Origin of the sequence: Kineosporia babensis (genome assembly GCF_021129305.1) — a bacterium.
GTDB classification, from domain to species: Bacteria; Actinomycetota; Actinomycetes; order Actinomycetales; family Kineosporiaceae; genus Kineosporia; species Kineosporia babensis.
This window is the reverse complement of the sequence record NZ_JAJOMB010000008.1, coordinates 136,393-149,907: the sequence shown is the minus strand read 5'-3', so window position 1 is coordinate 149,907 and position 13,515 is coordinate 136,393. Positions and strand designations below refer to the sequence as shown.

At 72.2% G+C, this 13,515-nt stretch carries 9 protein-coding genes; 6 read left to right on the top strand and 3 right to left on the bottom strand.

Features of this window, described 5'->3' with window-relative positions; translation table 11 throughout:
- Positions 1 to 58: 58 nt before the first annotated feature.
- Positions 59 to 1,696, bottom strand: a complete 1,638-nt coding sequence (locus LR394_RS16900) for a DNA repair helicase XPB (RefSeq protein WP_231442959.1) — start codon at positions 1,694 to 1,696, stop codon at positions 59 to 61.
- Positions 1,697 to 1,733: 37 nt separating this feature from the next.
- On the bottom strand, positions 1,734 to 4,190 hold the full coding sequence (locus LR394_RS43000; RefSeq protein WP_231442956.1) for a helicase-associated domain-containing protein: 2,457 nt from the start codon (positions 4,188 to 4,190) through the stop codon (positions 1,734 to 1,736).
- A 155-nt stretch (positions 4,191 to 4,345) separates the two neighbouring features.
- Between LR394_RS43000 and LR394_RS16890 the strand changes: the two genes are divergently transcribed.
- The 6 genes from LR394_RS16890 (at position 4,346) to LR394_RS16865 (ending at position 13,018) form a co-directional block, all read left to right on the top strand.
- Positions 4,346 to 5,155, top strand: coding sequence for a hypothetical protein (locus LR394_RS16890; RefSeq protein ID WP_231442954.1), 810 nt, complete (start codon positions 4,346 to 4,348; stop codon positions 5,153 to 5,155).
- On the top strand, positions 5,152 to 6,618 hold the full coding sequence (locus LR394_RS16885; RefSeq protein ID WP_231442952.1) for a hypothetical protein: 1,467 nt from the start codon (positions 5,152 to 5,154) through the stop codon (positions 6,616 to 6,618). The genes LR394_RS16890 and LR394_RS16885 overlap by 4 nt, the downstream gene beginning before the upstream one ends.
- A gap of 87 nt (positions 6,619 to 6,705) precedes the next feature.
- Positions 6,706 to 7,377: an HAD family hydrolase gene (locus LR394_RS16880; protein ID WP_231442950.1), complete on the top strand. Its 672-nt coding sequence runs from the start codon at positions 6,706 to 6,708 to the stop codon at positions 7,375 to 7,377.
- A 93-nt stretch (positions 7,378 to 7,470) separates the two neighbouring features.
- Positions 7,471 to 7,854, top strand: coding sequence for a cold-shock protein (locus tag LR394_RS43665; protein WP_285617199.1), 384 nt, complete (start codon positions 7,471 to 7,473; stop codon positions 7,852 to 7,854).
- A gap of 167 nt (positions 7,855 to 8,021) precedes the next feature.
- Positions 8,022 to 9,950: a DUF3027 domain-containing protein gene (locus tag LR394_RS16870; RefSeq protein WP_231442948.1), complete on the top strand. Its 1,929-nt coding sequence runs from the start codon at positions 8,022 to 8,024 to the stop codon at positions 9,948 to 9,950.
- Positions 9,951 to 9,952: 2 nt separating this feature from the next.
- Positions 9,953 to 13,018: a sacsin N-terminal ATP-binding-like domain-containing protein gene (locus tag LR394_RS16865; protein ID WP_231442946.1), complete on the top strand. Its 3,066-nt coding sequence runs from the start codon at positions 9,953 to 9,955 to the stop codon at positions 13,016 to 13,018.
- Here LR394_RS16865 and LR394_RS16860 read toward each other — a convergent pair.
- Positions 13,003 to 13,425: a DUF2530 domain-containing protein gene (locus tag LR394_RS16860; RefSeq protein ID WP_231442944.1), complete on the bottom strand. Its 423-nt coding sequence runs from the start codon at positions 13,423 to 13,425 to the stop codon at positions 13,003 to 13,005. The two genes, LR394_RS16865 and LR394_RS16860, sit on opposite strands and share 16 nt — an antisense overlap.
- Between the last annotated feature and the right edge of the window lie 90 nt (positions 13,426 to 13,515).

Here is a 13,515-nt window from a genome sequence, read left to right as displayed (position 1 = left end):
CGGTGAAATCGGCCGAACGGGAGCGCGCCAAGGACTTTCGACCCTGGCGCGCGGCCGCTCAGGCCTCGATCTCCTCGGCGTCGAGGATCCGGTAGGCATAGCCCTGTTCGGCCAGGAAGCGCTGCCGGTGGGCGGCGAACTCCTGGTCCAGGGTGTCCCGCGAGATCACCGCGTAGAACCGGGCCGACTTGCCGTCCTTCTTGGGCCGCAGCAGCCGGCCCAGGCGCTGGGCCTCCTCCTGGCGGGAGCCGAACGAGCCGGACACCTGGATCGCCACGCTGGCCTCGGGCAGGTCGATCGAGAAGTTCGCGACCTTGCTGACCACGAGGGTGGTGATCTCCCCGCTGCGGAAGGCGTCGAACAGCCGCTGGCGTTCAGCCACCGACGTCTCACCCTTGAGAACCGGTGCGTCCAGCCGGTTGCCGATGTCGTCGAGCTGGTCCAGGTACTGCCCGATGATCAGGATCTGCTCACCCTGGTGCCGGCGCACCAGCCGCTCGACCACCTTGGTCTTGGAGTCGCTGGTGGCGCAGAGTCGGTAGCGCTCCTCGGGCTCGGCGGTGGCGTAGGTCAGCCGCTCGCGCTCGGGCAGGGTGACCCGCACCTCCACGCAGTCGGCCGGGGCGATGTAGCCCTGCGCCTCGATGTCCTTCCACGGTGCGTCGTAGCGCTTGGGCCCGATCAGGCTGAAAACGTCGCCCTCCCGGCCGTCCTCGCGCACCAGCGTGGCGGTCAGCCCGAGCCGGCGGCGGGCCTGCAGCGAGGCGGTCATCCGGAACACCGGGGCGGGCAGCAGGTGCACCTCGTCGTAGACGATCAGGCCCCAGTCCCGGGCGTCGAACACGTCCAGGTGCGCGTAGGCGCCCTTCCGCTTGGTGGTCATCACCTGGTAGGTGGCGATGGTGACCGGGCGAATGTCCTTGCGGGCGCCGGAGTACTCGCCGATCTCCTCTTCGGTCAGCGTGGTGCGGGCGATCAGCTCGTCGCGCCACTGCCGGGCCGAGACCGTGTTGGTGACCAGGATCAGCGTGGTGGTACCGGATTTCGCCATCGCGGCCGCCCCGACCAGGGTCTTGCCGGCACCACAGGGCAGCACCACCACCCCGGAACCGCCGTGCCAGAAGCCCTCCACCGCGTCCGCCTGGTAGGGCCGCAGCTCCCAGCCGTCCGGGGCCAGCTCGATCGGGTGCTTCTCGCCGTTGACGTAACCGGCCAGGTCCTCGGCCGGCCAGCCCAGCTTCAGCAGCACCTGCTTGAGGTTGCCGCGCTCACTCGGGTGCACCAGGACGTCGGTCTCGTCCAGCCGGGCGCCGACCAGCGGGGCCACCTTCTTGCTGCGTAGTACCTCCTCCAGCACCGGCCCGTCCAGGCCGCGCAGCACCAGGTTCTCGCCGTCCTTGACCAGCTGCAGCCGTCCGTACCGGGCCATCGTCTCGGCCACGTCCACCAGCAGGGCGTGCGGCACCGGGTAGCGCGAGTACTCCAGCAGCACGTCCACCACCTGCTCGGCGTCGTGACCGGCGGCCCGGGCGTTCCACAGGCCCAGCGGGGTGAGCCGGTAGGTGTGCACGTGCTCCGGCGCGCGTTCCAGCTCGGCGAACGGCGCGATCGCCCGGCGGCAGGCGGCGGCCTGCTCGTGGTCGATCTCCAGCAGCAGGGTCTTGTCGCTCTGGACGATCAGTGGTCCGTCAGTCACGGATGGAAGTCTCCCTCATCGTTCGGCAACCTGGGGGTCAACCAGTTCCGGAGGCTGTTTCATCCGTCCCGGCCACCGCGATCACCCGATGCACCGAGTAGCCCCGCACCCGTCCGCTGGCCAGCTCCAGCGCCCGGATCCGGCCGCCCTCCACCGCCAGCGGCTCGATCAGCTGCCGAACCGGCTTACCCGCGTCCTCCAGGTAGCCGATCCACAACGGACGTCGGGTGGCGGCAGCGTCGCGGAGCACGGCTATCGCTCCGGCCGGGTCCATCGGGACCAGCGGGGGAGGCTCGGCCCCGGCCACCACCGGCCGGCGCACGTTCTCCTCCACCGCCCGCATCGCCCGGACAGCGTTCAGCAGCGCCTCGTGGGTGGCGGTGGGCGGCGGCTGACGACGGGCCACCGGAGACCCGCCCGAACGCGAACGGCGGGGCGGCACGGCGTGCACCAGCAGATCACCGTCGGGCGACTCGGCCGCCGGAGCCAGCCCCATCTCCCGCAAGGCCGACAGCACGACGTCCGGGGGAGCCGCCGCCGCCAGCACGGTCGGAGCCAGCCGCCGCAGCCGCAGCCCGGCCGCTCGCCGATCGGCCAGAACCTCGCTGAGCAGGGCTTCGTCGTCGGCCCGCAGGTAGGCCGAGGCAACCCCGACCCGCAGCCGGCCGTAACGCCGGGCGCTGTCGCTGATCAGGTACTCCAGCGGCTGCGGCACCGGCGTGCGGCTGTGCTCGGCCAGCCAGCGGGTCAGATCCTCACCGGTCCGCCCGGCATCCAGCGCCCGCCGCACCGAGGCCGTGGTGAACCGGAACACCGAAGCCCCGCCCCGGCTCTCCACCTCGGCCATCAGCGTCAGCTCGCGCTCGATCGGGGCGGGCAGCCGGCCCGGCGCCACCACGGTCAGGTCGGCCTGCAGCAGCACATGGTCGACCGGCGCGGGCAAAGTCTCGTCCAGCAGATCGGCGGCGGGCTTGGCCCCTACCGTCCGCCGCGCAGGCTCGGCGCCACTGCCGTACCCCGGGGCGGTCTCCGCGGCCTCGACCAGCAGCCGCCCGAACGACGAAAGCGCAGCCATCCCGGTGATTCCCAGCCAGGCCGCCTCGTTCAGCGCCCAGCGCACCAGCTCGGGCTGCCCGGCCGAAGCCCGGCGCGGCGCCTGCCAAGCCAGACGATCCACCAGCCCGGAACCGGCCGGATCGGTGAGCACGGAGGTCATGCCCTCGGCGTGCCGCCGGGTGGACTCGGCCAGATCACCGAGCACCCGCTGCCGCACGATCCGGGCCTGGGGCCGTTCCACCCCCGGCCCGAGCGCGGCGATCGGCCCTTCCTTCGGCCCGCGGGTACCGATCAGCCCGGCCGCCCGCGGCGAGTCCCACCAGGCCAGAGCGAGTTTGATCCAGCGCTCGCCGACGCTGCCGGCCAGCCAGGCGTCGAACTCGGCGGTCGGCAGCCAGGACGGGTCGGCCTCACCGTCGTCCGCCACCAGCCCGGCGGCCAGGGCGATCTCCACGATCAGCCCGGCGGCGTTCTCGTCCACGTCCAGATGACCGGCCGTGCGCCGCAGATCGCGAACGCTCAGCCCGCCGGCCCGCAGCAACGCCGGCGGATCGGTACCCCAGCGACTGCCCAGTTCCTCCACCAGCCGCACGGCCTCGGCCGCAGCCAGGGCAGCGGTGTCGTCCACGTGCTTGGCCTTGCGCTCGCGCAGTTCCAGCGGCGGCGGGGACTGTTCCGGACGGCGATGCACCTTGCCCCCGCGCAGCGCCAGACCGATCTCGCGGGGCAGCACCACATGCCCCGGATCGGCCACCGCCAGCAGCCCGTGCGCCAGCAGCCATTCCACCGGCGAACCCGCGGTGCCGGCTCGCACCGGCCGGTCGGCATCCGGGACCTGGCCCACCGGCGGGCCCCAGACCAGCCGCTCCAGAACCTGCGGGGCCGAACCCGGGGCCTGCTCCAGCAGCGCCTTCACCCGGTCCGGATCACCCAGATGCTCGGCCAGCCGGGCCAGAGCGGTGTCCGGATCGCCGGAAGGAGCCAGCCCCAGATCCTCCATCACCTCGGCCAGACGCTGCGGCGAGCGCCGGCCCAGCGCCTCGGCCAGCGGCGGCCCGAGCCCGGCCGGATGCGGCCCCAGGCTCTCGCGCGCGGCCCGGACCAGGTGCAACGAGCGGGCCCCACCCCAGACCAGGCCCAGACCGCGCAGTTGCGCCAGCGGCCCACTCACCGAGGCACCCCACCGTCGGCTGAGCTCGCCGGAGGAGACCGGCTCGGGGCTCACCGCCATGACTTCGAGCACCTGCAGCGTGCGCGCGTTCAGACCGTCCACCGCTCGCTGCACCGACAGCCGGGTCACCGCCGCGGTGGCCAGCCCGCCCAGATCGGCCGGCGGCGGCACGGTCAGGTCGGGACGCTGCTCCAGCAACGCGACCAGCCGCTCGTCGTCCCAGCTACGCAGTTCGTCGGCCAGGCTGCGGACAGGTGTCGGGGGCACGCGACAACGTTACGGGTCCACAGCGGGTTCTCGTTCTGCGCGAGGCGGATCACCGCACCCGCTGGCATCTCGGGAAGCGGTTTGCCCGATCTGTGGGGATGCTCGATCAAGGAATGCGCCCGGAGGCGGTCCGGGCGTGTTGAGAAGGAGGACGCATGACTACGGCGATCGTCATCATCGTCTTGGTGGCGTTGCTGCTGATCGGGCTGTTCGCGTTCCAGAAGGCGCGCCGGAACGCGGAGCTCCAGCAGCGACGAGCCGAGCTGAAGGACCGGTTCGGCCCGGAGTACGAGCGCTACCTCGAGGGTTCGGACAACCGCGGCAAGGCCGAGCGCAAGCTGGCGGCCCTGGTCGACCGGCGCGAGAAGCTGCAGATCCGCGAGCTGACCAACGAGGAGAAGGCCCGCTTCGGCACCCGCTGGTCGGCCGCCCAGGCCCGCTTCGTGGACGAGCCGCCCTCGGCCGTGGACGACGCCGAGACCCTGATCACCCAGGTGATGAAGGAACGCGGCTACCCGATGGACGACTTCGCCACCCGCTCGGACATGGTGATGGTCGACCATCCGGCGGTGGTTCAGCACTACCGCAGCGCGCACGAGTCGCACGAGCGGCACCGCGCCTCGGGCAAGCTGGACACCGAGGACCTGCGCGTGGCTTTCATGCACTACCGCAAGCTTTTCCACGTGCTGACCGATTCTCCGGAGCCGGTCTCCTCGACCCGGCCGATGCCGGCCGGCAAGCACGTGGAGCCGGCCCCGAGCGCGGGTGAGGGTGGCCGTCGGGAGACTCAGCCGCTGCCTAAGGACGCGGTGGGCCCCTCCGGCGCGCGGGTCCCGGATGCGCGGGGCACCAATGAGGAACGTGTGGACGCACCGGTCGCGCAGGGGGGTCGCGACGGCAAACCGGAGGCGGTCGAGCCGGTGACCAAGCCCGCTGACCCCCGGCACCCGCAGGAGACCCGATGACCACCAGCAGCGACGGCGGAAGCGACCCCAAGGACGAGAAACCCGAGAAGTGGACCGACCGGCTGAAGGACGCGCTGACCGGCGGTAGTGCGGACCAGTCGGCCGAGGGTTCTTCGGACGAGGCCACGGCTGCCACCCGGCGGGCAGAGCGGGAGGCTTCCGACACCGAAACGCCACGGCCGGGCGCTGACAAGGCCGGCGGGCCGGTGAGCGAGCCGGGCGCGTCGAACCTGGAGCCCGACCGAGACCTGGACGACGATCGAGGTTCGGTCGGAAGGCCGGCCACCGGTGGTCCGGCCGGCGCCGATCCGGTCGACCGGACTGTGGCCGGCCGTGGATTCCAGGCAGAGCCTTCGGCCCGGCCGACCTGGCCCGGGCCCTCCGCGGCAAGCTCTGTAGGCCAGGCCGGAAGCGCAGGCCGGGGCCGCGAGGACCGCACCTCATGGGCCGGACCTACCGCGGCCGGCAGCGCTTCGGGAGGAACTGCGTCTGGCGGCGCCTGGGGCGGTGATGAGGAACGTCCGTCCTGGGCCGGTCCCACGGTGTCCGGCTCCGGCTCGGACCTGAGTGATCAGGCTTCGCGGCCGATCCCCACCACGTCCTCCGCTTCCGGTTCGGCCATCCCGCTCGGTGCGGACACCTCGGCCACGGACCCGTCCCGCGAGTCCACCCCAGCCGCGACAGTCGATTCGGCCACCACCCCGGCGTCGCGTCAGGCCGCCACGGATTCGGTGACCGGGCCGTCGGCAACCGCTTCGGACACCGCACCCTCTACCCCAGAAACCCCGGCGACGGAGACCACGCCGATCGGCCGCGCCACCACCGCTGGCACCACCACCGACGGCGACGCAATCGACGGCAAGGCGACCGGCCCGTCCTTCACCGACGAAACCACCCCACCCCGGGGAGTTTCTGAAGCTCGGCCAGCCACCCCGTCCGTTGGTTCTGAATCCGGGACCACAGACGCCGACGGGCCTACCCCCGCCGGTTCACCACCCGCGTCCTCAAGTTCTTCGCCCCTGACCGCGGTGACACCCCTGCCCACCTCTGAAGACGACATCTACCGGCCGGCTGAAAGCCGCGACCCCTCGGTGCGGGAGGACTACGTGCACGCTGACGCCGACCGTAAGGCGACTGAAGCAACCAAGAGCGCGGGAGCAGCGGGGACGCTCGACGAAGCGGACAGGACCGCTCCGGCACCGGTGACCTCGATTACCAGCGGCCGGCGTCGCTCGGATGCTGCGCCGGACGCGGTTGACGGGCGTACCGACGTCACCACCGACACGGAGTGGCGGGAGCTTCAGGCGAACTTCGTGGATGACCCTGAGGCGACAGTTTCGGAGGCGGCCACGCTGATCGAGCGGGACCTGGCCGGGCTCCGCGCAAAGCTCGCCGGCGGCTCCACCGAAGACCTGCGTAACGCCTTCAAGCGGTACCGCAGCCTGCACGAGTCGCTGCGCTGATCTACCCCCGGCAGGCGGACGGCGGGGAGCCTTGGGAGGGCTCCTCGTCGTCCTTTTGTCTGTCTTGTTCCCCCTAAGCTTGGCGCCGTGCCAACGCATGAGCTGGTGGTCGGCTTCGACCTGGACATGACCCTGGTGGACTCGGCCGACGGCATCGTCGCCACCCTGGCCCAGGCACATCAACAGGTCACCGGCGGCCGCAGCGACGTACTGGTGAACCGCGAGCGGGCCTGGCCGTTGATGGGGTACCCACTCGAGGGGATCATCGCCGAGCTGATGCCCGGCGTGGACGTCGAACTGATCGCCACCACCTATCGCGCGCTCTACCCCACGACCGGCCTCCACCGGAACACGCTGCTGCCCGGAGTGCACGAGGCGTTCGCGGCGATCCGCGAGGCCGGCGGCCGGGTGCTGGTGATCTCCGCCAAGTCCGAGCCCGCCGTTCACATCGTTCTGGGCGCCCTGGGCCTGCTCGAGGACAAGTACCGGCCCGATCTGATCGCCGGGGGCCGTTTCGGTACCGCCAAGGGCGAGTTGCTGGAGGTTGAGGGGGCCGGGGTGTATGTCGGTGACCACATCGGCGACGTGGCCGCCGCCCGTTTCGCCGGGGCCACCAGCGTTGGCGTGAGCACTGGTCCACAGTCCGCAGCCGAGCTCACCGCGGCCGGGGCGGACGTGGTCCTGGACGACCTTCTCGGATTTCCCGGGTGGCTTTCGGCCCATCTGGCCGGTTTAAGCCGTTCGCACGTCGGCAACTGACGGCTAACCTTGATGAAACGACAGATCGTGAGCAAGAGCGGTTGCCGCGGATAAACCTTCCGCGGCAACCGTCACGTGACAGGGGATACAGACGTGCCGACTGGCAGGGTCAAGTGGTTCGACGCCGAGCGTGGTTTCGGCTTCGCCAGCAACGATGACGGCGGCGAGGTGTTCGTGCACGCCTCGGCGCTGCCGGACGGCACGACCACGCTCAAGCCGGGGGCCAAGATCGAGTTCGGGGTCGCCGAGGGCCGTCGTGGCCTGCAGGCCCTGTCGGTGCGCCTGGTCGAGTCGCAGCCCTCGGTGGCCCGGGCGATGCGCAAGCCGGCCGAGGACATGACCGTGATCGTGGAAGACCTGATCAAGCTGCTGGACAACGTGGGCAACGGCCTGCGCCGCGGCCGCTACCCCGACCGTTCCTCGGCGAGCAAGGTGGCCACCGTGCTGCGCGCCGTCGCGGACGACCTCGAGGCGTGATCGGCCGCCCGGCGCGCCGCCCGCGCCTGCTCGACACCCTGCGCGGATGGGGGAGACTTGCTGGGGCTGCCACCGCGAGGTCGGCGCCGCCGCCGGCCGCGCAGGCCGGTGCCGCGGCGCGGACCGAGGGGGAACCGGCGGCCCGGGGTCGAGCAGGAGTGGAGCAGATGACGGACCAGCAGGTGACCGGATCGGTGCGCGAGGTCGAGGCCCCGGCAGTTCCTGAGCAGGCGCCGCCGGTGGCGGCGCGGCCCACGGAACCGGACCCGCTGGCCGCCGCCGCGGTCGACCTGGCGCGGGAGGCGGCCGAGGAGGTCGCCCAGCCGGGGACGGTCGGGCGGCACCTTTCGGTGTCGGCCGAGGAGTCCGGGCTGACCATGCACGCCTTCGACTGCACGGCCAAGGGGTACCGGGGCTGGCGCTGGGCGGTCACGCTGGCCCACGTGCCCGGGTCCGATCGGGTGACGGTCTGCGACACGGTGCTGCTGCCCGGGGCCGAGTCGATCATGGCGCCGGACTGGGTGCCGTGGTCGGACCGGCTGGCCCCGGGTGACCTGGGCGCGGGCGACGAGCTGCCGTACAAGCTGGAGGACCCGAACCTGGTCCCGGGTTACACGGTGACCGACGAGGACGACGCCGACCAGCAGCTCTTCTGGGAACTCGGGCTGGGTCGCGAGCGGGTGCTGGGGCGCGAGGGCGTCTCCGGCGCGGCCGACCGCTGGCACCGCGGACCGCACGGTCCCACGGCCGAGGTGGCGGTGCAGGCTTCGGCGTCGTGCGTGTCGTGCGCGTACTTCATCCCGCTGTCCGGGGTGATGCGTCAGCACTTCGGCGCGTGCGCCAACGAGTGGTCGCCGGCCGACGGCTCGGTGGTCACGGCGGACTTCGGTTGCGGTGCGCACAGCGAGACGGATCTGGAGATGCCGGCCCCGGAGCCGCTGGGCGAGCACATTCTGGACGAGACGGTGGTCGACCGGATCGATCTGGCTGAGGCCGATCCGACGCCGGGGATCGAGACCGGGTCCAGCCTGGACGAGCCGGCCCCGGCTGCAGGGATCGAGGACGTCGCTGGTCCGGCTTCGGCTGAGATCGGGGACGTTCCTGGCCCGGTTGCGGCGGACGGTTCGGCTTCGACGGCAATTGAGGACGTCTCTGGTCCCGTCGACGAGGCCGGTTCGGCCTCGGGGGCCGGTCAGGTGTCGGCACCGCGGAGCATGACCGCCGGTGGCATCAGTTCTGACGTGGTCTCGGTGGAGCCGTCCGAGCCGGTTGCGGTCGAGGTCGAGCCCAGCGTGGATCCCGAGCCGGTGCAGTCGCCGGAAGACGTGATCATCGTTCGTCCGCTCACCGAGGACGCTGCTGAGGCCCCGGTTGAGCAGCCGTCGTCGGCTGCTCCGGAGGCCGCGGTCGGTACTCAAGCGGTTGCTCCGACCGAGGTTGCGCCGGACACCCCGGCGGCCGAGGAAGTGCCGATCGAGGTGGCCGAGGCCGCTCCGGCCGGGCAGTTCGTGCAGTCGCAGCCCGAGGAGGAGCAGACCCCGCCGCCTGCCCTCAGCTCGCAAGCCGCTCAGGCTCAGGGCGATTCGGAAGACAGCCCGGGCGAGTCCACCGAGGCTGCGCAGGGTCGTTCGGTCAAGGCGGAGGGCGAGAACATCGCCTCGCTCGAGGTTCCGGAGGAGAAGAGCGTCGACTCCGCGGCGCCGGGTGCTTCGGTGCTGGAGTCGGACGGTGCTCTGGGCCGGGAGCCGGTCAACCAGGACGGCGAGCTCGCGGGCGTCGACGTCGCTGAGGCCGCGCAGGTTCAGGTGGGCACCGACAGCTCGCCCACTGCGGCCGAGCCCGGTGCTGCCGAGGAAGCCGCGGTGCAGACCGAGGTCCAGATCGGCGAGGCCGGTGCGGGCGCTGGTGACGAGGTGCCGCCGGAACGACCGCGGCACACCGACCTGGCCATCGACTCGGCCGAGGCTGCGGCCGAGCCGGAGCCGGTCGCGCTCCCGGTGGTGGAGCAGGCCGCCCAGCAGGCCGGTGAGAGCCAGACCCAGCAGGTAGAGGGCGACCCGGCGCAGGACGGGAAGCCGGAGGGCGAGAAGCCGTAACTGTGACTGAGGACCGGTTCGGCGCTGGAGAGATCCGGCGCCGGGTACTGGCGGCGTGGTCGGACTCCCCGACCCGCTTCCGCGAGGACGCCAACGCCGAGGAAGAACTCGTCCTCGGCGGCTACCGCGACCGCCTGGTGGTGGAGCTGGCGCAGAACGCGGCCGATGCCGCGGCTCGGGCCGGCGTCTCCGGGCGCTTGCTGCTGCGGCTGACCGAACCGGTCGAAGGCGCTCCGGTGCTGGTTGCGGCCAACACCGGGGCCCCGCTGGACGCCGACGGGGTACAGGCCCTGTGCACCCTGCGCGCCTCGGCCAAGCGGGAGGGCGGCACGGTCGGCCGATTCGGCGTGGGTTTCGCCGCGGTGCTGGCCGTGACCGACGAGCCCGCGGTGCTCAGTCGTACCGGGGGAGTGCGCTTCTCGGCCGGTGACACACATGAGCTGATCCGCGAGACCGGCGTCGAAGGTCTGGCCGACGAACTGCAGCGCCGCGACGGCAAGGTGCCGGTGCTGCGTCTGCCGTTCGAGGCCGAAGGTGAGCCGCCGGAGGGCTACGACACCGCGGTTCTGCTCCCGCTCACCGGCCCGGACGCCGCGGCCCGGGTCCGGCAGCAACTGGCCGAGGTCAGCGACGTACTGCTTCTGGCCCTGCCCGGCCTGGACCAGATCGTCATCGAGCTGCCGGGCGAAAACCCGCGCGTGCTGGACGAAGTCGACCGGCGCTGGCACATCCTGCGGCGCGAGGGCGAGATCCCGGCGCCGCTGCTGGCCGACCGCCCGGTCGAGGAACAGGCCAACACCAGCTGGTCGCTGACCTGGGCGCTGCCTTCGGGCGAGGGCGAGCTGCCGCAGCCGGCGGTGCTGAACGCGCCCACGCCCAGCGACGAGTCTCTGCCCTGGCCGGCGGTTCTCATTGCCACCGTGCCGATGGACGTGACCCGGCGGCACGTGGTGCTCGGCCCGGTCACCGATCTGCTGGTGCAGCACGCCGCCGAGGCCTACGCCGAGCTGCTCACCGAGGTCGTGGCCGAAGGCGGCGAGGCCTGGCCGCTCATCGTCACCGGCCTCCCCTCCGGTCCGGTCGATGGCGCCCTGCGCGAGGCCGTGCTGGCCCTGCTGCCGGAAAAGCCCCTGCTGCGCGCGGCCGAAGACTCCCAAAAACTGTTGCGCCCCACCGAAGCCCTGGCCCTGGCCGGACCGGTGGGTGCCGATCGTGCCGTGGTGAACGTCTTCGCCGCATGGCTGGTCGGCCTGGTGCACGCCCCGCGCCCGTCCTGGCCGGTGCTGGAAACTCTTGGTGTGCGCCGGATGTGGCTGTCCGACGCGGTCGAGGCCCTGCCCGCGCTGCCCGACCCGGCGCGCTGGCGCGGTGCCTACGTCGCCCTGGCCGGCCTGACCATCGACGAAACCATCCGCGAAGCACTGGCTTTCCTGCCCGTACCGCTGGCCGACGGTTCGGTGGCCCGCGGTGCCCGGGGGCTGCTCCTGGCCTCGCCCGAGACCGATGTCGATGCCGGAGCGCCGATCTCGGTGCCGGAGGCGCTCGCGGTTCTGGGCGCCAAGGTGGTGCACCCCGAGGCCGTACACCCGCTGCTGGAGCGCCTGGGTGTCACCGTGGCCGGTCCGCGGGCGCTGGTGGAGCTGCCGGTGGTCCGCACCGCGATCCGCGAGATCGGCGACGAGCCCGGCGGTTTCGGAGAGCTGGAGCGTTCCCCCGACGAGCTGCGCGACGCCGTGCTGGCCCTGGTCGCGGTGGCCGTGGCGGCGGGCGAGCTGGAGCCCGGGCAGTTGCCCTGGCTGGGCGAGCTCGAGCTGAGCGACGAAGACGGTGAGCCCACTGAGGCCTCGGCCCTGGCCATCGAGGGCAGCCCGGCGGCGGAGTGGTTCGACCCCGAAGACGTGGGCATCCTGCCCGAGTGGTGGGCCGAGCGCTGGGGTGAGAGCACGCTGAAGGCCGTCGGAGTGCTGAGCGGTCCGGGTGCCTTCCTGGCGTCCGAGGTCTCGCTCGAGCCCGACCTGCTCGGCCTGGACGAGGAAGAGGGCACACCCGCGGCCGAGCTCGACGGCTGGGAGGACTATGCCGCCTGGGTGCAGGCCGGCAATCCCGAGATGCTGCCCGGCGGAATGATTTCCGAGCTGGTCGCGGTGCGGGACCTGGACCTGGTGCGCTCCGAGGCCCTGCCCGACGTGGTCGCGGCGATCGCCGTGGACCCGCTGCTGCGCCCGGCCCTGATCCGGCCGGTTCGCGTGGTCTCGGGTGGCCGGGGCTTCGACATCTCCTCGTACACCGCCTGGTGGCTGCGCGCGGAGCTGTCCGACGGTGAGGTGCTGGCCGCGCCGGACGCCGATCCCGCGCTGCAGGCCCTGCTCACCCCCGCACCGGAATGGCTGGCCGGGCTGGACCCGGTGGCGGCCCGCGCAGTCGGCGTCGTCGCCTCGGTGGACGACCTGGATGCCCAAGGCCTGCACGACGTCCTCGACCGGCTGGCCGATCCCGAGGTCGAGCTGACCGCGGCGATGCTGCTGCCGTTGCTGGAGCGGATCGCCGAGCTGGCCGGCAGCCCGGCGGTGGAAGACCTGGAACGCCCGCAGGACGTGCGTGGTCTGGCCCCCGAAGCGCTGAACGGCACCGTGGTGGTGCCGGTGTCGGAGGCAGTGATCGTCGATTCCCCGATGTACCTCCAGCGCCACGATCTTGGCGTGCAGGTGCCGGTGGCCCCCGAGCAGGCGGCGGCCCTGGCCGAGCTGCTGGGTGCGAGCGTGGCCTCAGAACTGGCCGGGGGCGAGATCGAGCGCGACGGCGGGGCCGAGCAGCCGGTCAGCGAGGCAGTGCGGGCCCTGCTGCCGGAGGCCCCGGCGAGCTGGTACGAGTACGAGTCGCTGGTGGTCGACGGCGTCGAGGTGGACTGGTGGGTGAGCGGTACCGAACTGCACGCCGCGACCGTCCACGGCCTGGCCCGGGCGCTGGCCTGGTCGGCGCGCCGCTGGGAACTGCGCGACGTGCTGGCCACGGTGATCGCCGAACCCGACCTCGGCCCGGACGCCCTGATCGATCAGATCTTCGGCTGAGCCTGCGACCGGTTCTCCCCGGCCGACTGCGGTTCCGGAATCGCCCGCGGAACCTGACGCCCCGCGTCCATGGTTGGTGCCTTGCGTCTGATCTTGGGCAGTCCGGTCGGCTCCCCGCTGTTGCGAGTGACGTCGTCCACGTCGCCGGTGTGCGTGCGGGGCGGGATGATCTCGCCCGGCTTCGGTTTCGGCCGCCGGATCAGCAGATACGTGTAGCCGACGCCGCCGAGCACCACCCCGGACAACGCGGTCCACACCCACCACTCGCGGCCGGTGGACTCCAGTTCCGGTCGGATGATCAGCCCCAGCACGAAGAGCAACGCCCAGACGCCGGTGCCGACGGCCACCGGCAGTCGCTCGCCCGGGCCTCCCTGGGTGACCTGGTAGGGCACTTCCCTCTCCTCCACTCTTTCGAGGTTACCTAACTACCCTGTCGGACCTGCGGGGATTACCCGCGGTTCGGCTCGATGATCTTGCGTGCCTTCGCCCGAACGGGC

Coding starts and splice junctions, on each gene's coding strand:
- LR394_RS16890 (WP_231442954.1), top strand. CDS start 4,346: ATGACTACGGCGATCGTCATCATCGTCTTGGTGGCGTTGCTGCTGATC.
- LR394_RS16885 (WP_231442952.1), top strand. CDS start 5,152: ATGACCACCAGCAGCGACGGCGGAAGCGACCCCAAGGACGAGAAACCC.
- LR394_RS16870 (WP_231442948.1), top strand. CDS start 8,022: ATGACGGACCAGCAGGTGACCGGATCGGTGCGCGAGGTCGAGGCCCCG.